This is a genomic window from Listeria monocytogenes (genome assembly GCF_041765605.1).
GTDB classification, from domain to species: domain Bacteria; phylum Bacillota; class Bacilli; order Lactobacillales; family Listeriaceae; genus Listeria; species Listeria monocytogenes_D.
In genome coordinates, this window is the sequence record NZ_CP168900.1 from 1,181,178 (window position 1) to 1,206,911 (window position 25,734).

The following is a 25,734-nucleotide window of genomic DNA, read 5'->3' on the forward strand; positions in this document are numbered from 1 at the left end:
AATGGCAGAAGTACATTTCGTCGGAGCAGGACCAGGAGATAAAGAGTTAATTACCTTAAAAGGATATCAATTATTAAAAGAGGCGGATGTCGTTATTTATGCAGGGTCGCTCGTAAACCCGGAGTTGCTAGAATATTGTAAACCAGACTGCGAAATCCATAATAGTGCAAGTATGAATTTAATCGAAATCATTGACTGTATGGAAGCGGGCGTGACTGCTGGTAAAGAAGTGGTTCGTTTGCAAACCGGAGACTTTTCTATTTATGGTTCGATTCGTGAACAGGTCGAGGAAATGAAAAAACGTTCGATTCCCTTCACTTGTACACCGGGCGTGAGCTCATTCCTTGGCGCGGCAAGCAGTTTTGGAGTGGAGTATACAGTTCCTGAAGTAAGTCAGAGTGTAATTATTACCCGAATGGCTGGCAGAACTCCAGTACCATCGCGCGAATCTCTTCGTTCATACGCGGCACACCAAACTTCAATGGTAATTTTCTTGTCCGTTCAAGGTATTAGAAAAGTCGTTTCTGAATTAATTAAAGGCGGTTATAAACCAGAAACCCCAGCAGCTGTCATTTACAAAGCGACTTGGGCGGAAGAAAAGAAAGTAACCGGCACGTTAGAAGATATCGCAGAAAAAGTAACAGAAGCCGGAATTACGAAAACGGCACTTATTATGGTCGGGGATTTCCTTGGAGAAGAGTTTTATTATTCTAAGCTATACGACAAGGATTTCAAACATGAATATAGATAAACTGGCGATTATTGCTGTCACAGAACGTGGTCGCGATTTAGCAGTAACGTTAACAAAAAAGGTAGCAGCTACGATTTTTGTACCAGAAAAGCATTGCAATGAGCTAACGAATTCTTTAACGCCGGATTTTGGAACAGCGATGCGCGAAATTTTCACGAAATATCAAGCATTGATTTGTATTATGGCGACTGGAATTGCGGTTCGGACACTTGCTCCAGTGATAGAAGATAAGCTGTCAGATCCAGCAGTACTTGTCATGGATGAACATGGGAAATTTATTATCAGCTTGCTTTCAGGACATGTTGGTGGCGCAAATGAACTAACCGAACAAATCGCTGCGATAACTGGCGGTGCGGCAGTAATTACAACCGCAACAGACCGCGCGAATGTAGCTGCCATTGATAACATTGCCAAAGAACTAAATGGTTATCTACCTGATTTTAAAGCAACAACGAAACGCATCAATGGTTTACTTGCAGCAGGAAAAGAAGTTGGTTTGTACATCGATGAGCCACTAGAAATAGATACGCGCGGTTTTACAATGGAAGAAGTTAGCCCGCAAGTTTACATTTCAACTAAAAATAAACTGCAGGTGGCGACACATGAACGCATCCAGCTGGTACCTAAGCAATTTATCCTCGGGGTCGGTTGCAGAAAAGGCGTTTCAGCGGAAACGATAGATGCAGCATTTACACATTTTTGTGAACAAGAAAACATACACCCGCGGGCATTCCGTGAGATTCATAGTATTACTTTAAAAGCGGAAGAACCGGCAATTCTTCATTTAGCGGAGAAATGGCGTGTCCCATTTATTGTCCATCCAGCAGAAGAATTACAAACAGTTGCTGGAAAATATCCAACATCCGCTTTTGTTCAAAAAACTGTTCAAGTAGGGAATGTCGCCCTATCGTCAGCAGATATTGGTAGTAACGGAAACGTTGTTACAAGCCGATTTGCTGAAAATGGCGTGACTTTCGCAGCAGGGAAATTAACTAAAAATAGTGAGGTGGCAAAATGATTTATGTAATCGGAATTGGCCCAGGAGATAAACGATTAATGACTGGTGAAGCACTGCAAGCAATAGAAGACGCGGAGGTGATTGTTGGTTATGTAACGTACATCAAACTCATCAAAGAGCTAATCAAAGATAAAGAAGTAGTGAAAACAGGCATGCGCCGCGAAATCGATCGTTGCCAAGAAGCCGTTGATATCGCACTAACAGGAAAAAAAGTAGCCGTTGTTTCAAGTGGCGATGCAGGAATTTACGGTATGGCTGGTCTAGTTTTAGAACTCGCAGAAAAAAGTAACCCAAATTTAGAAGTCAAAGTGATTCCAGGAATTACTGCAAGTATTGGAGCCGCTGCTGTTCTCGGTGCACCAATCATGCATGATTTTTGCCATATTAGTTTAAGCGATTTAATGACACCGTGGGAAGTAATCGAAAAACGTCTAACCCACGCTGCAATGGCCGATTTTGTTGTCTGTTTTTACAATCCAAGAAGTAAAGGCCGCGCCAATCATTTAGCCAACGCTTTTCAAAAGATGATGGAGTATAAATCAGGGGACACAGTTGTTGGTATTGTGAAAGATGTCGGTCGAAAAGAAGAGCGAAAAATCATTACAACGATGCGAGATATCGATTATGAATTAGTGGATATGACAACGATGGTGATTGTAGGAAACAAAGAAACCTACGTGAAAAATGGCAAAATGATCACACCACGAGGTTACACACTATGATTTTCGTGCTAGGAGGAACTTCGGATAGCTTGGCGATTAGTGACTGGCTAACGGAAAAAAAGCAAGCCTTTATCCTTTCTGTTGCAACCGATTACGGAGAAACTTTAGCGAAACAACATGCCGAAAACGTATTTTGTGGCAGATTATCAAAAGAAGAAATGCTCCTAAAATGGAACGCTGAAAATGTTCACCTCGTTATTGATGCGACTCATCCTTTTGCGACCATTGTTTCTGAAACAGCGATGGAAGCATGCAAAGAAGCAGACATTCCTTATATTCGTTTTGAACGCACTAGTGAACAAACAGATAATACTTATTTGGTAGCAGATATCGAGGAAGCTTGTACAGTTGCAATGAAACTTGGGAAACGAATTTTTCTTACAACTGGTAGTAAAAATTTACCAGAATTCGTAGCTGGTTTAAACAATCGACATATCATCGCTCGTATTTTACCAGTGTCTGATGTAATTCGTTCAGCCGAAGAACTAGGTCTCGTTGCCGACCAGATCATTGGCATGAAAGGACCGTTCACCAAAGAAGCGAACCGAACACAACTAGAAATGACTGGGGCAGATGTATTAATCACTAAAGAGAGTGGAAAACAAGGTGGCTTTCAAGAAAAACTCGCAGCTGCCGCAGAATTAAATATTCCAGTTATTGTGATTCGCCGTAAAAAATTAAATTATCCAATCGAAATAAATCATTTAAGCGAACTATCAGAAATTTTAACTCAATTGGAGGTCTACTAATGGGAAAAGTCATGTTAATTGGTGCAGGTCCTGGAGATGCACAGTTGCTAACCGTGAAAGGCTTAGCTGCACTGCGAAAGGCAGATGTTATTGTATACGATCGCCTCGTTGAACCAGCGATGCTCCAAGAACGAAAAGCTAGTTGTAAACTCATTTATGTCGGAAAAGAACCACTTCATCATCCAATTCCCCAAGAGGAAATCGAACAAATTCTTGTTAGAGAGGCTGCGACAAATGAGCTGGTTGTTCGTCTAAAAGCAGGAGACCCTTATGTGTTTGGTCGCGGCGGGGAAGAAGGAGAGACACTCTATAAAGCGGGAATTCCATTTGAAGTTATTCCTGGAATCACATCCGCGATTGGTGGGCTTGCCTACGCTGGAATTCCAGTAACCCATCGTGATTTTGCTTCGAGTTTTCACGTGATTACTGGACATTTGAAAAAAGGACGTGATCCACTAGATTGGGAAGCCCTTGCTAGACTGGAAGGTACGCTCGTTTTCCTAATGGGAATGACTAATTTACCTAATATTTGTGCGAACCTACTAGAAAATGGTCGAAAAGCCGAAACGGGTGTTGCGATTGTACAATGGGCATCTCGCGGCAAACAATTAACGGTTACCGGGAACTTACAAAACATCGAACAAAAAGTAGCGGAGTCTGGTATTTCTTCGCCGGCACTTATTGTCGTTGGTGATGTGGTGAGCTTACGACCACAGCTTAACTTCTTTGAGGAAATGCCTCTTTTCCATACAAAAGTATTACTTCCAAGAGCACGAGCTGGAAAAAGTATGCTCGCGGAACAAATTCGCGATTTGGGCGGAGAAGTAACTATGTATCCAAATATTCAAGTAGTCGATGTTGCGCCAACGAAAACAAGGGAAGCGCTAATCGAAATAAACGAACTTCTTTTCACATCTAAAGAAGCGGTAGAACGATTTTTCGACTATTTAACCAAGCTTGATTTAGATATTCGTTCTCTAAAAAATACCCATCTTACTGCTATTGGCAAACAAACAAAAGAAGCTTTTAGTGAAAAAGGAATTATTCCAGATAGTTTTATTAAAAGACGGAGCACGGAATTAATTTTGGAGCATTTACCACGGTTACAGAAAAATGCGAGCAACTTAATTATCGGAAGCATAGTTGATACGTCGGAAGTTAACGCAATTTTAGCAGAAGTGGAAGCGATGGAAATGATGCCGTTATATGATATGCGTCCTGTGACAGAACGACCATTTGACCTTGCAAGCTTTGAACAAGTTTGTTTCTCAAGTTCGCGTTCCGTTCAAAATTTACTCGACGTACTAACAACCGAAGAAAAAGCCATTTTACAAACGAAAACAATTCTTTCCATTGGAAGGTTCACGAGCGCAACGTTAGCATCATTCGGTATCAACAACTTTATCGAAGCCGAAAGCGCCACACCAGAGAGCTTAATTGAACTAATCCAAAAAACAAAATTAGAAGGAGTACCACAATGAAAAAAGCGATTTTAGTCGTTAGTTTTGGCACAAGTTATCCTGAAACAAGAGAAAAAACGATTGAAGCCTGTGAAAAAAAAGTGGCCCAAGAATTTCCAGATTACAACGTGTTTCGTGCATTCACATCCAATAAAATCATCAAAAAACTAAAAACTCGTGACAATATGCATATTAACACACCAAGCCAAGCATTAAACCAACTAAAGGAATTAGGCTACAAAGAAGTCATTATTCAGTCGCTACATATTATTAGTGGTGGTGAATTTGAAAAAATCACTGCACAGGTGGAAAAATTCAAGCCGGATTTCGATTCCATTATTGTTAGCCAACCGTTACTTGATTCGATGGAAGATTACGAAAAAGCAATCGAAGCCATTCGCCACCAAATGCCACCTTTAAAAGAACAAGAAGCGTTAATTCTCATGGGACACGGGTCGAAACATCATGCTTTCAGTGCTTATGCATGCCTTGACCATATGTTGTTAAACGAACCAATTTACCTTTGTGCGGTAGAAAGTTACCCGGGTCTTGACCAAGTAATTGAACGATTACAACAAGCAAATATAAAAAAAGCGCACCTAATGCCGTTTATGCTTGTAGCAGGTGATCACGCTACGAACGATATGGCTTCTGATGACGAGGATTCTTGGAAAAGCACGCTGGAACAAGCAGGCATACAAACCGAATGTCATTTGCAAGGTCTAGGCGAAAATCCGCTTATCCAAGCTCAATTTATCGATCACATCCACACGGCAATAGAAAGGGTGAAAGCACGTGGCTAAATTTTACGGCATTGGTACAGGTCCTGGAGACAGCAAGTTAGTCACGATGGAAGCGGCAGAAAGACTCGGAAATTTAGCAATTCTCTACACGCCACAACCCAAAAAAGGCGGCGAAAGTTTAGCTAAGAAAATCGTCAGCCCTTATTTAAAAGATACATTAATCATTAAAGAACGCCATTTTCCAATGAGTTACAACAAAGAAGAAAAAATGCTTGCATGGAAAGAAATCGCCGAAGAAATCAAAGCAGATGTTCAAAACGGGCATGATGTTGGTTTCATCACACTCGGCGACCCAATGGTTTACAGCACTTATAGCTATTTACTCGAATTATTAAAAGGAGAAATTGAAACAGTGACACTCGCAGGTATTTCGTCCTTTTCCAATATCGCCTCCAAGATTGAATTACCACTCGTAATGGACGAGGAAAGTTTCGCTGTCATCCCTGTAACAGCAGGTGCTGAAAAAATCGAACAAGCGCTCACTTTATTTGACACAGTTGTCTTAATGAAAGCAGCAAGTAATTTACCCCTTCTTACGACATTACTAAAAAAACTGAATTTACTTGATGCAGCAGTAGTAGTAAGCGATGTTGCCATGGCGACAGAAAAAATCACTTACAGCATGAGAGATATAAATCCAGAAGAAAAAATGTCATACTTTACCACGATTATCGTGAAAAAAAGAAGGGAGCAATATAAATGAAAAAATTATGGAAGTTTCTACCATTTGTTTTAATCGGTGTTATTTATTTTACTTTAACGAATCCAGAATCCGCACACGCAATGCATATTATGGAGGGCTTTTTACCAGTTAAATGGGCTGTCTTTTGGTTCATTGTATTTATCCCATTCCTTGTACTTGGCTTAATTCGTATTCGTAAATTAATTGCCCTAGATAAAAATAACAAATTACTGTTGGCACTATGCGCAGCCTTTATCTTCGTTCTTTCAGCGCTTAAAATCCCGTCCGTTACAGGATCTTGTTCTCATCCGACTGGTGTAGGTCTTGCAACAGTTATGTTCGGACCGCTCGTTGTTAGTGTACTTGGCGTGATTGTCTTGCTTTTCCAAGCGTTACTACTTGCACACGGCGGTATTACAACACTTGGCGCAAACGCAATGTCGATGGCTGTTATTGGGCCAATGGTTGGTTTTGTCGTATACAAACTTGCTCGTAAATTAAACTGTAATAAAAGTGTATCGATTTTCTTATGTGCGATGACAGCTGACTTAGCAACCTACTTAACCACCAGCGTCCAGCTCGGAGTCGTTTTCCCAGATCCAGCATCCGGCATGATGGCATCCATTCTGAAGTTCATGGCGATTTTCTGTGTGACACAAGTTCCAATTGCGATTGCAGAAGGATTGCTAACGGTAGTCATGTACAATCTTATTAGCAAAAATTTACCAGAAAAGGTGGCACAATTACGATGAAAAAAATAAATATCAATGTCATTTTAATTCTATTAGTTGTATTGTTAATGGTTAGTCCATTCTTCTTCAATAAAACGGGAGAATACGGCGGCTCGGATGGGGAAGCAGAGGCGGAAATCACCAAAATCGATCCAAGTTATGAACCATGGTTTGAACCTCTTTATGAACCAAAAAGTGGCGAAATTGAAAGCTTATTATTTACGCTTCAAGGTTGTATCGGAACAGGAATTATCGCGTATGTCATTGGTGTAAGTCGTGGCAAGCGGAAAGCTGAGAACGATGTTAACCATTGATAAATATGCTTATCAAAACCGGTGGATAGCTTTTTCGCCATCATTAAAAGCATTATTTTATGTCGCGATTCTAATACTCGCGTTAACTGGCCCAGTGCTAGTCCAAGCAATACTGTTCTTCTGCATGGTACCATTGACGCTCTATGTCGTTAAAATTCACTTTAAACAATATTTGAAATGGCTCCTTTTACCATTTTCATTTCTACTTTTTAGTTTACTTTCGATTCTCATTTCGATTTCTAAAGATCCAAGCAGTTTTCTCGCTTCGATTTCGATTGGGAGTTTGTATCTTGGTGTATCAGACGTGACTATTACGACGGCAACACAAGTCTTTTTCCGGAGTATCGCTTGCTTAGCCGCAACCTACTTTTTCGTCTTGACCGTTCCCGTGGTACAATTAACAAAAGTGATGAAGCGAATTTTTATTCCAAAAGTACTGATTGAACTGACCATTTTAATTTACCGTTTTATCTTTATTTTCTTAGAGGAAGCGGCGGCAATTCGAAAAGCGCAGAGCCTTCGTTTTGGTTATCACGGCATAAAAAATAGTTATCGTTCATTTGGAATGCTCGTAAATACTTTATTTAATCGTGTTATGAAAAGATATAATGAAATGGTTATAACACTTGATGTGAAGCTATATCAAGGAGAATTTCATATCTAGGAGGAAGCCAATTTGCTTAAAACAGAACATATTTCATTCCAATACGAAGATGGCAAACAAGCCTTAACGGATGTTTCAATTGATTTAGAAAAAGGCAATATTATCGGACTTATTGGTGCGAATGGCTCCGGTAAATCGACACTTTTTATGCAGTTACTTGGAATTAACAAACCGAGCGATGGCACCGTTTATTTTGAAGGAAAACCACTCGCGTATACGAAAAAAGCATTATTTGCTTTACGAAAAAAAGTGAGCATCGTTTTCCAAGATCCAGACCAACAAATTTTTTATTCGAATGTTCGTGATGATGTAGCCTTCGCACTTAGAAATTTAGGTGTTAGCGAAAGTGAAGTGGAGGCGCGAGTGACGAAAGTGTTAGACATTGTTGGGGCAAAGGACTTTCAGCATAAACCAGTCCAGTATTTAAGCTACGGTCAAAAAAAACGTGTCGCAATTGCCGGTGCTCTTGTTCTTGATACAGATTGGTTACTTTTAGATGAACCAACTGCTGGTCTTGATCCGATTGGCAAAAAAATCATGATGGAAATCATCGAACGCCTTGCAAGCCAAGGAAAGAAAATACTTATTTCCAGTCATGATATCGATTTAATTTATGAAATTTGTGATTATGTCTATATGTTGAAGGACGGAAGCGTTTTGACAGACGGGGAAACGAGCAACGTTTTCTTAGAGAAAAGTAATATCGAACGAGCGGGATTAGTACAACCTTGGCTCATCAAATTACATCAACAAGCTGGCTATCCACTGTTCAAAAAAGAAGCCGATTTTTTCGCGCATACGGGGAAGGTGACTAATTAATGGTAAAGCAAATAATGATTCAAGGTACCGCTTCTGATGCCGGGAAAAGTGTACTGGTTGCAGGCCTATGCCGCCTATTCAAAAATAAAGGCAAGCAAGTTGTTCCGTTTAAATCACAAAATATGTCCCTCAATTCTTTTATAACAGTAACCGGAGATGAAATGGGACGCGCGCAAGTTTTTCAAGCAGAAGCGGCTGGCGTCTTTCCGGATGTCCGGATGAATCCCGTGTTACTTAAACCGACCAATGACAGGCAGTCGCAAGTGATTTTTATGGGTGCAATTTTAGATAATATGGATGCTGTGACGTACCACGATTTCAAACAAACCCTTATCCCGAAAATCCAGGCAGTTTACCAGAGTTTAGCCGATGAAAATGATATTATTGTACTAGAAGGTGCTGGAAGCCCAGCAGAAATCAACTTAAATGACCGAGATATCGTGAATATGGGTATGGCAAAAATGGTCGATGCCCCAGTTGTCTTAGTTGCTGATATTGACAAAGGTGGCGTTTTTGCTTCGATATACGGCACCATTATGCTGTTAAATGAAGAAGAGCGGGCTCGAATCAAAGGTGTGATTATCAATAAATTCCGCGGCGATGTAGCTCTTTTACAACCCGGAATTGATATGATTGAGGAACTCACAAACGTCCCGGTTATCGGTGTGATTCCCTATGCCAATCTACAACTGGAAGAAGAGGACAGTGTTTCTCTAAGTGGGAAAAATTACGCGCCAGATAGTAATGCACTGCTTGATATCGCGATTATTTGTTTACCACGTATTTCGAACTTTACAGACTTTCATAGTTTGGAAATCCAACCGGAAATAAGTTTGCGCTACATACGAAATCTAGCTGATTTTGGAAAACCTGATTTAGTCATCATTCCAGGCAGTAAAAATACGCTAGAAGACATGGCATTTCTCGAAGAATCAGGACTGAAAAAAGCTATTCAAAATTTTGCGGAGAATGCCGGAAAAGTAATCGGGATTTGTGGTGGCTACCAAATGCTCGGTCAAAAAATGCTCGATCCGAATCAAGTGGAGAGTAGACAACTAGAAATAGCCGGACTTGGTTTGCTAGATACCGAGACCATTTTTCTCGAGCAAAAGCGCACTACTCAAATTACAGGTGTGACGCATTCAGGAGAAGCTGTTGAAGGGTACGAAATCCATATGGGTGAGACGAAGCGCGGCGAGAGCACTAGTCCATTTTGTAAAATTAAAGCGGTGAACGGAAACGAAGAAACCCACCAAGATGGCGCTATCTCTGCCAACAAAAATATCATCGGCACCTATATTCATGGTATTTTCGACAATGATGTTTTCTTGGGAAATCTATTTGACGAACTACTAACGCGCAAAAACCAATCCATTTATCCGCATGAAATCATTAATCTGAAAGAACACAAAGAACAAGAATACGACAAACTAGCGGCCCTTTTAGAAGCAAATATTCAAATGGACCAACTAGAAAAAATCATGAAAGGAGAAAAAATATGCGTATCTACACAAAAACCGGCGATAAAGGAATGACAAGAATTATCGGGGGTAGCAAAGTAAGTAAAGACAATATCCGTATCGATGCATATGGAACTTTGGATGAACTTAATTCGCTGATTGGCTACACGATAACAACACTTGGGGCTGAACCAGAAATTCAAGCCGAACTTGAACAAATTCAACAGCAATTATTTGATGCAGGAGGGGATCTTGCAACAGAGGAAGGCAAACGTGCGTATAAATTAACAAGTGAGCCAGTTGCTTGGTTAGAAGATCGAATTGATATTTATGCCGATGAACCACCAGAAATCGAAAAATTTATCTTGCCAGGCGGAACACAAGCAGCCTCATTACTGCATATGGCAAGAACCGTAACAAGAAGAGCTGAACGAGAAATCGTCGGTATGTTAAAAATTGCTTCAAGTAACGAAGAAGTGTTAAAATACGTCAACCGATTATCGGATTACTTTTTTGCTGTTGCCAGAGTCGTCAATTACCGCGCAGGTGAAACAGACATTTTCTACAAAAATTCCGAACTCGTTTTCCGCAATAAAAAGAAATAATAAAAAACCTCTCCAGACATCAAAGCTGGAGAGGTTTTCCTTTTTTTAAAAACGTTGAATTAAAAATACACCAATAAGCATTAATAAAACACCAATCATACGATAACGGTTAATTGGATGAGGAATAACCCCGAAAAAACCAAAATGATCAATAATAAGTGCAATAATCATTTGCCCACAAAGCGCTAAAACAACCGTCATTGCTGAGCCTAGTAAAGGTAAAAGTAAAATGTTAGAAGTTACGAAGAGCACTCCAAGCGCACCGCCAGTGAAAACCCACCAAGGAATTCGGCCGACTCCTTTCAGCTGAAAAGTCAAACGACGCTCGACAATTAAACAAACAAGCGTAAGTAACGTTGTCCCAACTAAAAAGGAAATAAATGATGCCACAAAAGGAGAACCGACAGTGAGCCGAAGTTGGCTATTAATCGACGTTTGAATCGGGGAAAGTAGTCCAGAAACAAGTCCCATTGCCATAAATAGTAATAATGATTTGGATGATCTTTTTGTCATGTTTTCTCCTCCTTTTAAAAGCGTTGCATCAAGTAAATGCCGCCGAACATTAAGATAACGCCAAGTAGACGTTCGATATTAATCTCATGCATTGGTACTTGAAATAAACCAAAGTTATCAATAATAATTGCCATAATCATTTGTCCACAAACCGTAATCATCACAAGCAGTGCAGAGCCCAGACGTGGTAAAAGTAAAATATTAGCTGTTAAGAAAATAACGCCTAATGTTCCACCGCCAACCCATATATACCAAGGATTTGAGGCAATCATTTCTGAAGATATTGGCCATGATTTTTGTGTAAATAAACAAACAATAAGTAACACAGTCGTCCCTACCATAAAAGAAACCCACGAAGCTAAAAACGGTGATTTCGTATATGTACTAAGTCGTGTATTGATGGCCGTTTGAACTGGTAATACCATCCCAGCTAACAAACCTGATACAATAAATAATATAATCAAAAATTTCCCTCCCTTTTATCACAATGAGATAATTATAAAATAAAAGCGGGGTAAAAAGATAGTATTTAATTTAAAGCGAGGTTTTTTTATGAAAATTCGTATTATCGGATCTGTCGGAAGTGGCAAAACTACTTTAGCTAAAAAGCTTTCTGAATGGTATCAAATCGATTATTTTGAAACAGATCGCATCGTCTGGAAACGAGAAGGAATAGAGGTAAGAAGGACAGACGCTGAGAAAATTGCTACATTAAAAGAGATCCTCCAACAAGAAAACTGGATTATTGAAGGTGTTCATTTGGAAGCATGGGCAACAGAAAGCATCGACCAAGCGGACGTCATAATTTTTCTCGATTTGCCAAAAAAACAAATCCGACAACAACTTAGGAAGCGCCAAATCAAACAATTACTTCGTATAGAAAGAGCACATTATCCAGTTCGTTTCAACATGCTAAAGAAAATGTTTTATTGGGACGATTTATTCGACCAAAGAACAAAGCCATTGATTGAAAAAAGAATAATGCAAAATCCCGAAAAGTGGTTAGTCATTAAAGAAAAAAACGAGATACAAGAAATTGAAAAGAGAATGGCACAATATATATAGAAGAAACTCGTATGTTTTTTGTTCTTTCCAAGAATTATTAGTTGCTTATATGACTAAATGATGGCAAATGTTACAAAATGAAGAACAAACATTATCAATGAATCGTCAAATGCTTCTATAGCTTTATTTTTGTATTGTCATAAAATGTTAAAGATTTCTTAAAAGACCTTAAGACCGATTGCAATTGTGGTAAAAGTAACGTATTCTAATACCATTAAGGGACTCGTATACAGAAAGGCGTGACGACATCTGAAATATAGAAAATTATCCAAAAAGAAAAAACAGAAAAGACTACTCGGTATAGCGGGAATTTTACTTCTAGTTATTTTAGTAGGAGTCATTGCATCGGTAGTTAGACAACAATATTTAATTATGACCGCACCAGAACCGGATCCCGCATTCCATTCGAAAGAACAAAACTTTTTAAATAAACTTTCTCCTCGTGCACAGGAAATTCAAGCCGAGCATGGCATTTTAACCAGTATCACTTTAGCACAAGCCATCCTTGAATCTGACTGGGGCCAAAGCGGTTTGGCGCAAGAAGGGAATAATTTATTTGGAGTAAAAGGTAAAGCACCGCAGCCTATGGTAACCATGACAACCAAGGAATTTGTTGACGGAAAGTTTATTGAAATTAAAGCAAACTTCCGGAAATACAAAGATTGGAATGAATCATTAGACGCGCATGCCGAGCTATTTTTAAAGGGAACTTCCTGGAATAAAGATAAGTATAATGGCGTTATCGCTGCAGATGATTATAAGAAAGCAGCGCAAGAATTACAATCAGCTGGCTATGCAACAGACCCAGACTATGCAGAAAAATTAATTAGCATCATTGAAAGATACGACCTAGATTTATATGATCGTATCAGTGATAAAATCCAATATGATACCAAATCAACAGGCTATGGAAAAGTGAAAAAAGACGTTTCTGGTGCGATTTGGACCAAGCCATATGGACTAGCTGGAGCGTTAAAAGTAGAGGAAATCAACTATTATAAACGCGAAAATTTAAAGATTTTACGAGAAGCAAAGACAGATAGCGGCGTTTGGTACCAAATTTCCGTGGAGAATGACCCTATAGGTTGGGTAAAACAAGAATTAATTGATAAAAAATAAGAAATAACCGAAAAAGAGCTAAAATGACTTGTCTTATTTATAGGCAAAAAGTCCTTTAGATGCTCTTTTTCTTTTTTATTTTCATAATAGCTAACTTTCAAAAGAAGCGTCAGACTAGGCTTAAAGAAGATTTGTAACATAAGTAATGTAAAAGTAATGTGTATTACAAAGAAGTTTTGTTAGAATGAAGTGGTTGTTTTAAAGAACACACGTTTCTGGTTTTGATAAGCCAGAAAGATATTTCAAAGAAGGATGTGCAATAAATCATTATGTTACAACTCGCAAAGAAGCATTTGGTGACAATTGGACTTGGAATTACAATTACATTATTTGCAGTACCAATCCATTCCCAAGCTGCTGGTCTAGAGGACGGCCTGACTTCCAAGCAAGAGAAGTTTATTAATGAGATTGCGCCGCATGCTCAAAAAGTGCAAAAAGAACATGGTATTTTAGCTAGTATTACGATTTCGCAAGCAATCCTAGAGTCCAATTGGGGCGAAAGTAAATTAGCAAAAGACGGCAATAACTTATTCGGAATTAAAGGTTCCTATCAAGGAGCTTCTATTAAATTACCGACTAAAGAACATAATGGCGTTGTTTGGGTTGGAACAGATGCTGTTTTCCGTGCGTATCCAGGGTGGTATGAATCAATGAACGACCACGCACTTTTATTTGTCAATGGCCCGTCATGGAACCCTCATTTATACGGAGGACTAATCAAAGAATATGACTATGAAAAAGCAGCAATAGCGCTTGGCAAAACAGGCTATTCATCTGATCCAGAGTATGCAGCAAAATTAATCGAACTCATCAAAAAAGCAAATTTAAATAAATATGATACCGTTTATAGTGAACGTGTATCAGACAAAGCAATTAAGGCTGCAGGGGAAGTAGCTGTCAAAGATAATTGCTATGTTTGGTCTGCTCCGGGTGGCACAAAAGGTGCGAAACCTATCGTCAGCACTACCAAATACTTTGGCCGTCAAGTTTCTATTAATCAAGAAGTAAAAGTGACAGATTCCAATATTTCTTGGTACCATATCCATCAAAACGGTGAATCAATTGGTTGGATTGAAAGTACATCGATTGAAGACTTCTATCAATTAGAAGACTACGCACCAACAGTAGATGCATTACTAAAAACAGATGATAACAATCGTTTAGTAATCAACATGGATATCGACACATCGGAGCTACACAAAACAAAACTCGCAAAGGCTGATATAAAAGAAAAAACAGCTTTTAATTTACCTTTGCTGAATGTTCAATCCATCGTATGGTAATAACCTTGCAAAAAAAGCTGAATAGATTACTCGGCTTTTTTTGCGTTTTCAAAGGATTTTTAGAAAGAAACTGTTATAATGAAAAAGGAGTTTATAAGGAGGGTTATTTATATGGATGAACAATTAAAGATGTTAAAAGCACTAACAGATGCAAAAGGTATTCCCGGTAACGAACGTGCAGTGAGAAATGTGTTCCGCGAATACATCGAACCGCTAGCGGATAGTTTTGAAACAGATGGCTTAGGAAGTGCTGTTGCAAAAAAAGTCGGAGCAGAAGATGGACCTAAAATTATGATTGCCGGCCATTTAGATGAAGTTGGCTTTATGGTAACGCAAATTGACGATAAAGGTTTTATCAAATTTCAAACAGTGGGCGGCTGGGTTTCCCAAGTAATGCTTGCACAAAAAGTAACTATCGTGACGCGTTCTGGCGAAGAAATCACAGGTGTTATCGGTTCTAAACCACCACATGTGATGACAGCAGCTGAACGCCAAAAATCATTCGATATTAAAGATATGTTTATTGATGTCGGTGCAGTAGATAAAGCGGAAGTAGAGAGCTATGGCATTCGTCCAGGCGACATGATTGTACCTGCTTTTGACTTTACCGTAATGAAAAACGAAAAATTCTTACTTGCAAAAGCATGGGATAACCGTATTGGCCTTGCAATTGCGATTGAAGTACTTAAAAACTTACAAAAAGAACAACATCCAAATATCGTTTACGGTGTAGGAACTGTTCAAGAAGAAGTTGGTTTACGTGGTGCCAAAACAGCTGCGCATTTCGTTCAACCAGATATTGGTTTTGCCGTTGACGTTGGTATCGCAGGAGATACACCAGGCGTTACAGACAAAGAAGCAATGAGCAAAATGGGTGAAGGTCCACAAATCGTCATTTACGATGCATCTATGGTAGCGCATGCCGGACTTCGTAATTTTGTCACAGATGTAGCGGATGAACTATCTATCCCTTACCAATTTGAAGCAATCCCAATGGGCGGTACAGACTCAGGTTCCATCCACTTAACTGGAAACGGAATCCCGTCTCTATCCATTACAATTGCAACACGCTACATTCATTCTCATTCATCGATGCTACATCGTGATGATTTTGAAAATGCAGTAAAACTAATTACTGAAGTAGTCAAACGTTTAGATAAAGAAAAAGTAACAGAAATTCGCTTAGGTTGAGTTTCGAGAAAAGAGGACAACTTTTATGGAACAGATTCAATCAGTAAAAAACGACCGTGTCAAAACATGGAAAAAACTACAAACGAGAAAAGGCCGCGATAAAACCGGGACTTATTTGGTGGAAGGCTTCCATTTAGTGGAAGAAGCATTACGTCAAGATGGTTTAGTACTGGAGCTGCTTGTTTCAAGTGGTGTTTCTGTTCCGGAAGAGTGGTTAAAAGGCGATTATGATGTATTTGAAATTAGTACAGAAATCAGCCACTTAATTAGCGAGACAATGACAGAGCAAGGCGTTTTTGCAGTAGTCGCAACATCTGAACCAGATATGATGCTTTTATACGGGAAAAAATTGTTGCTAGTAGATGCAGTGCAAGATCCAGGCAATGTAGGCACGTTAATTCGTACGGCTGATGCTGCTGGATATGATTGCGTCGTGCTTGGCAAGGGAAGTGCAGACCTTTATAATCCTAAAGTAATTCGTAGTACACAAGGTAGTCACTTTCATATTCCTGTTATTCAAGCAGATTTATTTGATTGGATTGCGAATTTAGAAGAAGAGGGCGTTCCAGTTATTGGCGCAGTTCTAGATGACCAAGCGAAATCATTAAACGACATGACAAAACGTGACACGTTAGCGTTGATGGTCGGAAATGAAGGAAATGGTATTTCTCCGGAACTACAAGATCGTCTTTCTGAAAAAGTATATATTCCAATTTATGGGGACAGTGAATCATTAAATGTCGCGGTTGCCGCTGGAATTCTACTGTATGGTTTAAGAAAATAAAGAAAAAGTGGTGGCTAAGTTGTTTTGACTTAGTCACCACTTTTTTAGATTTCTTCTTGTTTTTCAATAGCTGCTTCCCGAATAGCAACGCGTTTTAAATCGGCTACAACACTGTGCATATAATCAAATGCCGCACCCCAGTCAATTCCAGTAAAAAAGCCATTTGAACTACCAGTGGAGATAATCGTTACTTCTGTTTCTCCGTGAAAATTATTAATCGTAACAAAAAGTGCCGCACGATTCGATGAGCGGAAATAAAATTTTTCGCAGGCAAGTGTCGCAAGTTCTCCAAAATCAAAAGTTCTAACTTCAGAAAACACGATATTCGATCCCACTTGACCAGCTTTAATTATTTCGAAAGTTTCTGCGACGTCCGTTTTAACAATATAGCGAATGGATGGCATATCAGTACCTCCTTCTATAAAACTATCTTATATATAGTTTAAGACAGAAGAAGAATTTGGTCAATCGGGCTGCAACTTACTAAATATAAGCAACATAATATTTATTAGTTACTTTCTGATGATAGATATGGTACAATAACGTTAGAGGTGAGAATTATGACTGATGCACATACAGTATGTCCAAAGTTTGAATCGGCGTTCCAATTACTAGGTAAACGCTGGACTGGACTTATCATCAATGTCTTACTGACTGGTCCAAAACGGTTTAAACAAGTTGCCGCTGAGATCCCACAAATGAGTGATCGGGTGCTTGCAGAACGTTTGAAGGAACTTGAGGAAATGGATATTTGCTTAAGACAAGTTTATCCAGAAACTCCTGTACGCATTGAATATGAATTAACCGAAAAAGGGAAAGCACTCCAAGAAGTAATGCTTGAAGTCCAGTGCTGGGCGGATAAATGGGTGGAAGTACCTAATTAAAAAAGAAATAATCTCTCCAACCAATATGGAGAGATTATTTTTTAGCTTGAATCTTTCCTAGAACCATACTATAATAGAAACTATCTAAATAACTAAAGACAATGAAAGAGCCAAGTAGCATAGTGAGTCTGTATAGGGAGAAGTGGTCATAGACTGAAAGCCACTTTACAAACGAATTTGTGAACATTTCACCTCTGGAGTCGCCCCCCGAGAAGCACTTTATGTGTGAAGGTGGTCCGGTTACTAAGCCGTTATCGAATTTTGAGTGGGAACAATTTTTTGTTCTTATTAGGGTGGTACCGCGAGAAGTCTCGTCCCTTTGTGGATAGAGCTTTTTTATTTTGTCTAAAAAGAAGGAGTGAACGGTATGTTAGAACAGTTACAGACGCTGAAAAATGAAGCAGAAACGCAAATCAACGAAGCATCAGACTTAAAATCATTAAACGACTTACGGGTAAAATACCTTGGTAAAAAAGGCCCGATGACTGAAATCATGAAACAAATGGGGAAACTTTCCGCAGAAGAAAGACCAAAAATGGGTTCACTTGCGAATGAAGTAAGAACAGCCCTAACAGAAGCGATTTCTAGTAAACAACAAATTTTAGAAACAGAAGCAATCAATGAAAAACTAAAATCAGAAACTATTGACGTTACATTACCAGGGACTGCTCCGAGTATTGGAACAAAACACTTGCTAACACAAGTAATTGAAGAAATGGAAGATATGTTCATCGGGATGGGTTACGAAATCGCAGAAGGGCCAGAAGTAGAACTAGATTACTATAACTTCGAAGCGCTAAATTTACCAAAAGATCACCCAGCTCGTGATATGCAAGATAGCTTCTATATCACAGAAAATACTTTACTACGTACCCAAACTTCTCCTGTACAAGCAAGAACAATGGAGAAACATGACTTCTCTAAAGGACCAATCAAAGTTATCTGTCCAGGGAAGGTGTACCGCCGCGATAATGATGATGCAACTCACTCTCACCAATTTACGCAAATTGAAGGGCTAGTTGTTGGCGAAAACATCACATTTGCTGACTTAAAAGGAACATTAACTGTTCTCGCAAAAACAATGTTCGGTGAAGAACGTGAAATTCGTCTTCGTCCATCCTTCTTCCCATTCACAGAACCATCCGTTGAAATGGATATCTCTTGTTTCAAATGTGGCGGTAAAGGGTGCCGCGTTTGTAAAGGAACCGGTTGGATTGAAATTTTAGGAAGCGGAATGGTACATCCAAACGTGCTTGAAATGTCGGGAATTGATTCCACGCGTTACAGCGGTTTTGCTTTCGGCTTAGGACCTGAACGTGTTGCAATGTTGAAATATGCGGTGGATGATATTCGCCACCTTTATACAAATGATTTACGCTTTACGAAGCAATTCCAAAGTACAGAAACGGGGGAAATCTAATGTTAGTTTCATATAATTGGGTCAAAGAATTTTTCCAAGACTTCCCGTTAACGGCGGAAGAGCTAGGGGAAGCAATTACAAGAACCGGGATTGAAATCGAAGGTGTAGAAGAATTGAGCGCTAGTTTGAAAAATGTCGTAGTCGGTGAAGTTTTATCATGCGAACGCCACCCCGATGCAGAGAAATTGAATAAATGTCTCGTTCAAACAGACGAAGCAGAACCAGTTCAAATTATTTGCGGAGCTCCAAACGTTGCCGCTGGTCAAAAAGTAATCGTAGCCAAAGTTGGCGCAAGACTTCCAGGCGGACTTAAAATTAAACGCGCAAAACTACGCGGTGAAGTATCAGAAGGAATGATTTGCTCACTCGCAGAACTTGGCTTTGAAAGCAAAGTTGTACCAAAAGCATACGCAGAAGGGATTTATGTATTACCTGAGCACGTGGAAACGGGTGTAAGTGCAGTCACTTTACTTGGACTAGATGATGCGATTTTGGATATGGCAATCACGCCAAACCGCGCAGATGCATTGAGCATGAATGGTGTAGCTCACGAGGTTGGTGCGATTATTCATCAAAAACCAGCACAGCCAACCGAGCCTGATGTATCTGAAAAAGGAAAAGCGGACGATTTCATTTCAGTAGAAGTAGAAAATCCAGCCGAAACACCTTACTATGCTATTAAAATGGTAGAGAACATTGAAATCAAAGAATCGCCACTATGGCTTCAAACAAAACTAATGAAAGCTGGTATGCGTCCATATAATAACGTGGTTGATGTTACCAACTACATCAATTTATTATACGGACAACCTTTGCATTCTTTTGACTATGATAAAATTGGCAGCAAGAAAATTGTTGTACGCTCTGCAAAAGAACAAGAAGAGATTACCACACTTGATGGCGAGAAAAGAACTTTACAAGCTGGACATACAGTTATCACTAATGGCGTAGAACCAATTGCAATCGCTGGCGTTATGGGTGGAGAATTTTCCGAAGTAACAGAGAACACAACGACTGTAGCGCTAGAAGGTGCCATTTTCAGCAGCTCTTCCATCGGCAAAGCATCTCGCGAATTATACCTACGTACAGAAGCAAGCATCCGTTACGACAAAGGTTCTGACGCATGGAAAGTAGAAAAAGCACTTGCGCATGGCGGAGCGTTAATCGCTGAACTAAGTGGCGGAACACTAGTAGGCGGTGTCGTAGAAGTAGATAATCGTGAAAAAGCTGTAAATAAAATCGAAACAAGCCTAACACGCATTAACCGTATTTTAGGAACAGCAATTACACTTGCGGAAATCGAAACAATTTTTGATCGTTTAGGTTTTGTATTAGAAGTTAAAAATGATGCTCTAATCATTGAAGCGCCGACAAGACGTTGGGACATCACCATTGAAGCAGATATTTTAGAGGAAGTAGCTCGTATTTACGGTTACGATGAAATTCCAGTAACACTTCCAGCGACAAGCACAACAGGCGGCTTATCGGACAGCCAAAAAGCTCGTCGTGTTATGCGTGCTTATTTAGAAGGAGCAGGACTTAACCAAGCATTAACATACTCTTTGACCTCCCAAAAAGATGCAACTCGTCTAGCGCTTTCTGATGAAAAAACAGTTGCATTATCGATGCCAATGAGTGAAGAACATAGCCATTTAAGAACAAGTATCGTTCCACAATTAATTCGTAGCGCAAGTTATAACATCGCTCGTAAAAATATGGACGTGGCACTTTACGAAATGGGTACCGTGTTCTACGCAACAGAAGGGGACAATTTACCAATTGAACAAGAGCATTTGGCAGGTCTAATTACTGGTAACTGGCATACGGTTGATTGGCAAAAAACACCAAAACCTGTAGACTTCTTCGTTTTAAAAGGAATTGTCGAAGGTTTAGTGAACAAATTAGGTATCAAATCCGAACTTCACTGGAAACAAACAGAAAAAGAAGAATTGCATCCGGGAAGAACCGCCAGCCTTATTTTAGAAGGGCAAGAAATTGGTTATCTTGGAGCACTTCACCCAGCAGTAGAAGCAAACTATGATTTAAAAGAAACATATGTCTTTGAAATCAATGTAGCTGCTTTACTAGATGCAACCAAAGAAAAAGTTGTGTACCATCCAATCCCACGTTACCCAGAAATGACTCGCGACTTAGCATTACTTGTGGATAAAGATACTGACCACGCAGCAATTTCGCAAGTAATCAAAGAGCACGGCGGGAAATTACTAGTTAATATCGAGCTGTTTGATATTTTCGAAGGAGAAAGCCTTGGCGAAAATAAAAAATCGCTCGCTTACACATTAACTTTCTTAGACAGCGAAAGAACACTAGTCGAAGAAGACGTTCAAAAAGCAACCAACAAAGTAGTGGAAGCATTACAAGAAAAACTACATGCGATTATTCGCTAAATGAAGAAGAACTAAGCTAGATGGAAAACATTTTCAACTAGTTTGGTTCTTTTTTTGTTTTTTATAAAATAGCGGAAGTCTTTCCTTTTTAAGTACTTCACTAACTTAAATAACACATGTTATAATGATGGCACATGCCAGAGAAAAAAGGACGAGATAAAATGACCTATGTAGAAATGAAAGATGTCTCTAAATACTATCAAATGGGCGAGAACGTTGTCACTGCTAATGATAAAATCGCTTTCGGGATAAAAAAAGGTGAATTTGTTGTTATAGTCGGACCTTCCGGGGCCGGGAAATCAACCGTTTTGAACATTCTAGGTGGAATGGATAGTGCAAGTGAAGGCAAAATTATGGTAGATGGGCAGGATATTGCTCAATATAATGCAAAACAATTAACTAAATATCGGCGAACAGATGTCGGCTTTGTATTCCAATTTTACAATTTGGTACCTAATTTGACTGCTAAAGAGAACGTAGAATTAGCTGCACAAATTGCGCCAAATGCATTAGACGCAGAAACTGTTTTAACTCAAGTTGGATTAAGTCACAGATTAGACAATTTTCCAGCACAACTATCTGGCGGGGAACAACAGCGTGTCGCCATAGCGCGTGCGCTTGCTAAAGCACCGAAACTACTTTTATGCGATGAGCCAACCGGGGCACTTGATTACGATACGGGAAAATCAGTCTTAAAATTACTACAAGAAACTTGCCGTAACACGGGAACAACCGTTATTGTTATTACCCATAACACAGCGATTACGCCAATTGCAGATCGAATTATTGAAATTAATAATGCAAAAGTTCGCAGCATCAAAGAAAATCCAGAACCAATGTCGATTGATGATTTAGAATGGTAGGAAGGAGCAACCAGTGAAACGTTCAGCTTTATGGAAAGATATCTACCGCGAAATATGGCGTTCTAAGAGCCGCTTTATTTCCATTTTTATGCTGATTATGTTGGGTGTTGCTTTTTTCTCCGGACTTAAAGCAACTGGACCAGATATGCTTTTAACAGCAGATAATTATTTTAATAAGTATGAATTAGCTAATTTTAACGTGCAATCTACTTATGGATTAGATGAGTCAGACAAAGAAGCGCTAGAAGACATTTCCGGTGTGGCACAAGTAGATCTCGGGTACACAGCAGACACTTTAATGAAAGACAAAAATATCGTTACAAAACTATTTTCTACATCTAAAAGCGATAATTTAAATCAGTACAAGATAGCTAGTGGCCGTTTACCAGAAAAATCAGGGGAAATTGCACTGGATGACAATGACCTTGTTCATAAAAATGTCAAAATCGGCGACGAAGTAACTTTTGTTAAAAGTGACGGAAATAAGTTAACTAACACGCTAAAAAAATCAACTTATAAAGTAGTTGGCTTCGTTAGCTCACCAGCTTACATCCAGAAATCCGAACGTGGCTCGAGCACGGTTGGGAAAGGAAAAACAGATGCCTTTGGTGTGATTCCAGAACAGGATTTTGATTTACCAGAATACACTATTGCCAATCTTACTTTTAACAATTTAGCAGCAAAACAAGCTTTTAGTGACGAATATGTATCCACCGAAGAAAAAGATAAGAAAAGCGTCGAAAAAGCTTTAGCAGACCAACCAGAAAAAAGATTAAATAAAATCAAGACGAAGGAACAAAAGAAATTAGACGATGCAACAGCAGAAATTAACAAAGGAAAAGCAGAACTACAGGAAAATGAAGCTAAACTTGCAAATGCCAAAGCACAATTAGAAGAAGGATTTTCTGAATATAATGCTGCCAAAGCAAGCTATGAAGCCAAAATCAAGCAAGGCGAAGCAGAGATTGCAAACGGTGAAGCAGAACTAAGAAGTGCGAAAAAGCAACTTGATACCGCAAAAACACAGATTGACCAAGGCGAAACAGCTCTTTCACAAGCTGAGATGGAATTAGAAGAAGGTAGAGCGGCATGGGAAGATGCCAATAATTTTCTTAATACAGCAAATGGTTATTTGCGAAGTGCTAAGTCGACATTAGAAAATGCTTTAAAACAACCAGATTTAACTGATTTTGAGCTAGACCGGAACAGCTTAACAAATTCATTTCAAATGCTTGCATCAGAACTTGAGTTATCAAGTGCAGAGCGCGCTGAATATGAAAATGCGATGAATCAGTTACTAGATGATTATGAAAATGGCAATATTAGTGATGCGGAAATTAGAGAAGCCTTAAACGCGGCACTTGCGCAAGTTGGTAACGCTGAAAATGAATACCAATCCGCCAGAGCTACTTTAGACGCTGAAAAACAAAAAATAGAACAAGGCGAACAAACTTTAGCTGCAAAAGAACAAGAACTTCAACAAGCAAAAACTGCCTACCAAGAAGGTCTTGCTAAATATCAAGCAGGTTTAGAAAAAATTTCGCAAGCAAAACAACAACTCGCTGATGGAAAAGAAACAGGTTCCACAGAACTACAAAGCGCACTTGCCAAATTAAACGCAGGTCAAGCGGAATACGAAAAAAATCTCGCTTTGTTTGAAAAAGAGAAAGCAAAAGCAGAAGGCAAGCTAGCTAGCGCCGAAAAAGAGGTTAAAATCGGTCAAGAAAAACTAGATGCGCTCAAACTTCCAAAATATTATGTCCTTGATCGAAACGACAATCCAGGCTACAGCGAATATAAAGAAAATGCAGATCGTTTAACCTCGTTATCAACCGCATTCCCAATTTTCTTCTTCCTAATCGCTGCGCTCGTTTGTTTGACGACGATGACGCGGATGGTAGAGGAACAAAGAACACAAATTGGAACGTTGAAAGCATTTGGTTATTCTAATGGTAGCATTATTTTGAAATACCTCGTATATGGCTCTACCGCGAGTATAATCGGGAGCGTTCTTGGAATATTAATTGGATTCCAGTTTTTCCCGAATATCATTTTTAACGCCTATAAATCGATGTATGAAATGCCGCCAGTGGATATTGGCTTTTACTGGAGCTACAGTTTGCTATCCTTATTTGTTGCGTTATTCTGTACAACATTTACCGCTTATGTAGCTTGTCGAGCAGAACTTCGCGCTAATGCAGCAACGTTAATGCGTCCAAAAGCGCCAAAAATTGGTAAACGTATTTTCCTTGAGCGGATTAGTTTTATTTGGAAACGAATGAACTTCACAAGTAAAGTTACTGCAAGAAATTTATTCCGCTACAAACAAAGAATGCTCATGACGGTTCTAGGTGTTGCGGGCTGTACAGCTTTAATTCTTACTGGTTTTGGTCTCCGGAATTCTATTAGTGATATCGCCAAAATGCAATATGGCCAAATAATGAAGTATGATGCTGCTGTCTACGAAGATATGAGTGCGCCACCTACAGCCAAAGAAACTTTTGATGAGCTAATGGATGACTCCAATATCAAAAGTAAGCTAGCCATGTCACAAACCAATATAGATACTGTAAAATCAGGACAATCAGCACAAGCTACATCTATTATTGTTCCTAAAAATGTAAATGAATTGCCAGACTATATTGTGCTTCGCGACCGTGCCAGTCATACGACCGAAAAACTCACGGATGATGGGGCCATTATCACTGAAAAATTAGCTAAACTTTTTGACGTCAAACCAGGCGACACAATCACCGTGAAAAACGCGGAGAATGATAAGTTTCAAATAAAAGTCAGTGCTATTACCGAAAACTATGCAATGCACTACATTTATATGACGAAAGCATATTACCAACAAGTTTTTAAAGAAAAACCAGTTTACAATTTAGATTTATTAATGTTAAAAGATACTTCTGAAAAAGTAGAGAGCGATTTTGCAGAAAAATTAACAGATAGTAAAGCGATATTAAATGTTACATTTTCTAATAATGTTAGTTCTTTACTAAATGAAACACTGGATAGTCTCAATATTGTTATCGTGGTACTCATTACGTCTGCAGCATTACTTGCATTCGTTGTGCTCTACAACCTGACAAATATCAATGTATCAGAACGTATTCGAGAACTTTCCACTATCAAAGTACTCGGTTTTTATCCAAAAGAAGTGACGATGTATGTTTACCGTGAAAATATTATTTTAACCTTAATGGGCATTATAGCTGGATTTGTTCTTGGCTTCTTCTTGCACCGCTTTATCATCACCACCGCAGAAGTGGATCAAATGATGTTCAGCCCAGCAATTAGTTGGACAAGTTACCTATTTTCCGGCATACTCACACTCGTTTTTGCAACTGTTGTCATGGTTGTTATGCACATTAAGCTGAAACGCATCGACATGATTGAAGCGCTAAAATCAGTGGAATAATC

General features: G+C 39.2%; 26 protein-coding genes and 1 other annotated feature. Of the genes, 23 read left to right on the plus strand and 3 right to left on the minus strand.

Going from position 1 to position 25,734, the window contains the following annotated elements:
* Position 1 precedes the first annotated feature (1 nt).
* From AB2Q86_RS06045 to AB2Q86_RS06105, 13 genes are all read left to right on the plus strand, one after another.
* Positions 2–751, plus strand: a complete 750-nt coding sequence (locus AB2Q86_RS06045) for a cobalt-precorrin-4 methyltransferase (protein WP_003724731.1) — start codon at positions 2–4, stop codon at positions 749–751.
* Positions 738–1,769 carry a cobalt-precorrin 5A hydrolase gene (cbiG, locus tag AB2Q86_RS06050; protein WP_012581513.1) on the plus strand — a complete coding sequence of 344 codons (1,032 nt, stop codon included), beginning with the start codon at positions 738–740 and terminating at the stop codon, positions 1,767–1,769. The genes AB2Q86_RS06045 and cbiG overlap by 14 nt, the downstream gene beginning before the upstream one ends.
* Positions 1,766–2,491, plus strand: coding sequence for a precorrin-3B C(17)-methyltransferase (gene cobJ, locus AB2Q86_RS06055; protein ID WP_012581512.1), 726 nt, complete (start codon positions 1,766–1,768; stop codon positions 2,489–2,491). Before cbiG ends, cobJ begins: the two co-directional genes overlap by 4 nt.
* Positions 2,488–3,240: a precorrin-6A reductase gene (gene cobK, locus AB2Q86_RS06060; protein WP_012581511.1), complete on the plus strand. Its 753-nt coding sequence runs from the start codon at positions 2,488–2,490 to the stop codon at positions 3,238–3,240. The genes cobJ and cobK overlap by 4 nt, the downstream gene beginning before the upstream one ends.
* Positions 3,240–4,721 carry a uroporphyrinogen-III C-methyltransferase gene (cobA, locus tag AB2Q86_RS06065; protein WP_012581510.1) on the plus strand — a complete coding sequence of 494 codons (1,482 nt, stop codon included), beginning with the start codon at positions 3,240–3,242 and terminating at the stop codon, positions 4,719–4,721. The genes cobK and cobA overlap by 1 nt, the downstream gene beginning before the upstream one ends.
* Entirely contained in the window at positions 4,718–5,503 is a 786-nt protein-coding gene (locus tag AB2Q86_RS06070; RefSeq protein ID WP_012581509.1) for a sirohydrochlorin cobaltochelatase, read from the plus strand. The genes cobA and AB2Q86_RS06070 overlap by 4 nt, the downstream gene beginning before the upstream one ends.
* Positions 5,496–6,206 (plus strand): cobalt-factor II C(20)-methyltransferase, encoded by a 711-nt coding sequence (locus tag AB2Q86_RS06075; protein WP_003729730.1) that lies wholly within the window; start codon positions 5,496–5,498, stop codon positions 6,204–6,206. The genes AB2Q86_RS06070 and AB2Q86_RS06075 overlap by 8 nt, the downstream gene beginning before the upstream one ends.
* Positions 6,207–6,286: 80 nt before the next feature.
* Entirely contained in the window at positions 6,287–6,937 is a 651-nt protein-coding gene (locus AB2Q86_RS06080) for an energy-coupling factor ABC transporter permease (RefSeq protein WP_003733476.1), read from the plus strand.
* Positions 6,934–7,230 (plus strand): energy-coupling factor ABC transporter substrate-binding protein, encoded by a 297-nt coding sequence (locus AB2Q86_RS06085; RefSeq protein WP_003721603.1) that lies wholly within the window; start codon positions 6,934–6,936, stop codon positions 7,228–7,230. Before AB2Q86_RS06080 ends, AB2Q86_RS06085 begins: the two co-directional genes overlap by 4 nt.
* A complete protein-coding gene (locus AB2Q86_RS06090) occupies positions 7,217–7,894 on the plus strand; it encodes an energy-coupling factor ABC transporter transmembrane protein (protein WP_003729728.1) in 678 nt (225 codons plus the stop codon). The genes AB2Q86_RS06085 and AB2Q86_RS06090 overlap by 14 nt, the downstream gene beginning before the upstream one ends.
* A 12-nt stretch (positions 7,895–7,906) precedes the next feature.
* A complete protein-coding gene (locus tag AB2Q86_RS06095) occupies positions 7,907–8,713 on the plus strand; it encodes an ATP-binding cassette domain-containing protein (RefSeq protein ID WP_012581507.1) in 807 nt (268 codons plus the stop codon).
* Entirely contained in the window at positions 8,713–10,248 is a 1,536-nt protein-coding gene (locus AB2Q86_RS06100) for a cobyric acid synthase (RefSeq protein ID WP_012581506.1), read from the plus strand. The genes AB2Q86_RS06095 and AB2Q86_RS06100 overlap by 1 nt, the downstream gene beginning before the upstream one ends.
* Positions 10,212–10,778, plus strand: a complete 567-nt coding sequence (locus AB2Q86_RS06105; RefSeq protein WP_003724741.1) for a cob(I)yrinic acid a,c-diamide adenosyltransferase — start codon at positions 10,212–10,214, stop codon at positions 10,776–10,778. Before AB2Q86_RS06100 ends, AB2Q86_RS06105 begins: the two co-directional genes overlap by 37 nt.
* Before the next feature lie 45 nt (positions 10,779–10,823).
* Here AB2Q86_RS06105 and AB2Q86_RS06110 read toward each other — a convergent pair whose 3' ends face one another.
* Positions 10,824–11,291, minus strand: a complete 468-nt coding sequence (locus tag AB2Q86_RS06110; protein ID WP_003729724.1) for a DMT family transporter — start codon at positions 11,289–11,291, stop codon at positions 10,824–10,826.
* Positions 11,292–11,305: 14 nt separating this feature from the next.
* Positions 11,306–11,755 (minus strand): DMT family transporter, encoded by a 450-nt coding sequence (locus AB2Q86_RS06115; RefSeq protein ID WP_003721609.1) that lies wholly within the window; start codon positions 11,753–11,755, stop codon positions 11,306–11,308.
* An 88-nt stretch (positions 11,756–11,843) separates the two neighbouring features.
* Between AB2Q86_RS06115 and AB2Q86_RS06120 the strand changes: the two genes are divergently transcribed.
* From AB2Q86_RS06120 to AB2Q86_RS06140, 5 genes are all read left to right on the plus strand, one after another.
* Entirely contained in the window at positions 11,844–12,356 is a 513-nt protein-coding gene (locus AB2Q86_RS06120) for an AAA family ATPase (protein WP_012581505.1), read from the plus strand.
* A gap of 249 nt (positions 12,357–12,605) precedes the next feature.
* Positions 12,606–13,475, plus strand: a complete 870-nt coding sequence (locus AB2Q86_RS06125; protein WP_003729722.1) for a glucosaminidase domain-containing protein — start codon at positions 12,606–12,608, stop codon at positions 13,473–13,475.
* A gap of 296 nt (positions 13,476–13,771) precedes the next feature.
* Positions 13,772–14,758: a glucosaminidase domain-containing protein gene (locus tag AB2Q86_RS06130; protein WP_077904946.1), complete on the plus strand. Its 987-nt coding sequence runs from the start codon at positions 13,772–13,774 to the stop codon at positions 14,756–14,758.
* Between the two features lie 111 nt (positions 14,759–14,869).
* The gene (locus tag AB2Q86_RS06135; protein ID WP_012581502.1) at positions 14,870–15,949 is read left to right on the plus strand and encodes a M42 family metallopeptidase; all 1,080 of its coding nucleotides are present in this window, start codon (positions 14,870–14,872) and stop codon (positions 15,947–15,949) included.
* 25 nt (positions 15,950–15,974) lie between these two features.
* Positions 15,975–16,733, plus strand: a complete 759-nt coding sequence (locus AB2Q86_RS06140; protein ID WP_003721616.1) for an RNA methyltransferase — start codon at positions 15,975–15,977, stop codon at positions 16,731–16,733.
* A gap of 44 nt (positions 16,734–16,777) precedes the next feature.
* Here the strand turns inward: AB2Q86_RS06140 and AB2Q86_RS06145 are convergent, their stop codons facing one another.
* Positions 16,778–17,137: a DUF6054 family protein gene (locus tag AB2Q86_RS06145; protein WP_012581501.1), complete on the minus strand. Its 360-nt coding sequence runs from the start codon at positions 17,135–17,137 to the stop codon at positions 16,778–16,780.
* Between the two features lie 156 nt (positions 17,138–17,293).
* Between AB2Q86_RS06145 and AB2Q86_RS06150 the strand changes: the two genes are divergently transcribed.
* The 5 genes from AB2Q86_RS06150 (at position 17,294) to AB2Q86_RS06170 (ending at position 25,732) form a co-directional block, all read left to right on the plus strand.
* Complete coding sequence (locus AB2Q86_RS06150) at positions 17,294–17,617, plus strand: helix-turn-helix domain-containing protein (protein ID WP_003721618.1); 324 nt, start codon at positions 17,294–17,296, stop codon at positions 17,615–17,617.
* 92 nt (positions 17,618–17,709) lie between these two features.
* Positions 17,710–17,939 (plus strand) — a binding site (T-box leader).
* Positions 17,940–17,984: 45 nt separating this feature from the next.
* On the plus strand, positions 17,985–19,037 hold the full coding sequence (gene pheS / locus AB2Q86_RS06155) for a phenylalanine--tRNA ligase subunit alpha (RefSeq protein ID WP_012581500.1): 1,053 nt from the start codon (positions 17,985–17,987) through the stop codon (positions 19,035–19,037).
* Positions 19,037–21,445, plus strand: a complete 2,409-nt coding sequence (pheT, locus tag AB2Q86_RS06160) for a phenylalanine--tRNA ligase subunit beta (RefSeq protein WP_012581499.1) — start codon at positions 19,037–19,039, stop codon at positions 21,443–21,445. Before pheS ends, pheT begins: the two co-directional genes overlap by 1 nt.
* 161 nt (positions 21,446–21,606) lie before the next feature.
* A complete protein-coding gene (locus tag AB2Q86_RS06165) occupies positions 21,607–22,308 on the plus strand; it encodes an ABC transporter ATP-binding protein (RefSeq protein ID WP_003729718.1) in 702 nt (233 codons plus the stop codon).
* A gap of 13 nt (positions 22,309–22,321) precedes the next feature.
* Positions 22,322–25,732, plus strand: a complete 3,411-nt coding sequence (locus tag AB2Q86_RS06170; protein ID WP_012581497.1) for an ABC transporter permease — start codon at positions 22,322–22,324, stop codon at positions 25,730–25,732.
* Positions 25,733–25,734 lie beyond the last annotated feature (2 nt).

What these genes read in the sequence shown, in the direction of transcription:
- AB2Q86_RS06045 (WP_003724731.1), top strand. Translation starts at nt 2, where the DNA reads ATGGCAGAAGTACATTTCGTCGGAGCAGGACCAGGAGATAAAGAGTTA.
- cbiG (WP_012581513.1), top strand. Translation starts at nt 738, where the DNA reads ATGAATATAGATAAACTGGCGATTATTGCTGTCACAGAACGTGGTCGC.
- cobJ (WP_012581512.1), top strand. Translation starts at nt 1,766, where the DNA reads ATGATTTATGTAATCGGAATTGGCCCAGGAGATAAACGATTAATGACT.
- cobK (WP_012581511.1), top strand. Translation starts at nt 2,488, where the DNA reads ATGATTTTCGTGCTAGGAGGAACTTCGGATAGCTTGGCGATTAGTGAC.
- cobA (WP_012581510.1), top strand. Translation starts at nt 3,240, where the DNA reads ATGGGAAAAGTCATGTTAATTGGTGCAGGTCCTGGAGATGCACAGTTG.
- AB2Q86_RS06070 (WP_012581509.1), top strand. Translation starts at nt 4,718, where the DNA reads ATGAAAAAAGCGATTTTAGTCGTTAGTTTTGGCACAAGTTATCCTGAA.
- AB2Q86_RS06080 (WP_003733476.1), top strand. Translation starts at nt 6,287, where the DNA reads ATGCATATTATGGAGGGCTTTTTACCAGTTAAATGGGCTGTCTTTTGG.
- AB2Q86_RS06085 (WP_003721603.1), top strand. Translation starts at nt 6,934, where the DNA reads ATGAAAAAAATAAATATCAATGTCATTTTAATTCTATTAGTTGTATTG.
- AB2Q86_RS06090 (WP_003729728.1), top strand. Translation starts at nt 7,217, where the DNA reads ATGTTAACCATTGATAAATATGCTTATCAAAACCGGTGGATAGCTTTT.
- AB2Q86_RS06100 (WP_012581506.1), top strand. Translation starts at nt 8,713, where the DNA reads ATGGTAAAGCAAATAATGATTCAAGGTACCGCTTCTGATGCCGGGAAA.
- AB2Q86_RS06105 (WP_003724741.1), top strand. Translation starts at nt 10,212, where the DNA reads ATGCGTATCTACACAAAAACCGGCGATAAAGGAATGACAAGAATTATC.
- AB2Q86_RS06110 (WP_003729724.1), bottom strand. Translation starts at nt 11,291, where the DNA reads ATGACAAAAAGATCATCCAAATCATTATTACTATTTATGGCAATGGGA.
- AB2Q86_RS06120 (WP_012581505.1), top strand. Translation starts at nt 11,844, where the DNA reads ATGAAAATTCGTATTATCGGATCTGTCGGAAGTGGCAAAACTACTTTA.
- AB2Q86_RS06135 (WP_012581502.1), top strand. Translation starts at nt 14,870, where the DNA reads ATGGATGAACAATTAAAGATGTTAAAAGCACTAACAGATGCAAAAGGT.
- AB2Q86_RS06140 (WP_003721616.1), top strand. Translation starts at nt 15,975, where the DNA reads ATGGAACAGATTCAATCAGTAAAAAACGACCGTGTCAAAACATGGAAA.
- AB2Q86_RS06145 (WP_012581501.1), bottom strand. Translation starts at nt 17,137, where the DNA reads ATGCCATCCATTCGCTATATTGTTAAAACGGACGTCGCAGAAACTTTC.
- AB2Q86_RS06150 (WP_003721618.1), top strand. Translation starts at nt 17,294, where the DNA reads ATGACTGATGCACATACAGTATGTCCAAAGTTTGAATCGGCGTTCCAA.
- pheS (WP_012581500.1), top strand. Translation starts at nt 17,985, where the DNA reads ATGTTAGAACAGTTACAGACGCTGAAAAATGAAGCAGAAACGCAAATC.
- pheT (WP_012581499.1), top strand. Translation starts at nt 19,037, where the DNA reads ATGTTAGTTTCATATAATTGGGTCAAAGAATTTTTCCAAGACTTCCCG.
- AB2Q86_RS06165 (WP_003729718.1), top strand. Translation starts at nt 21,607, where the DNA reads ATGACCTATGTAGAAATGAAAGATGTCTCTAAATACTATCAAATGGGC.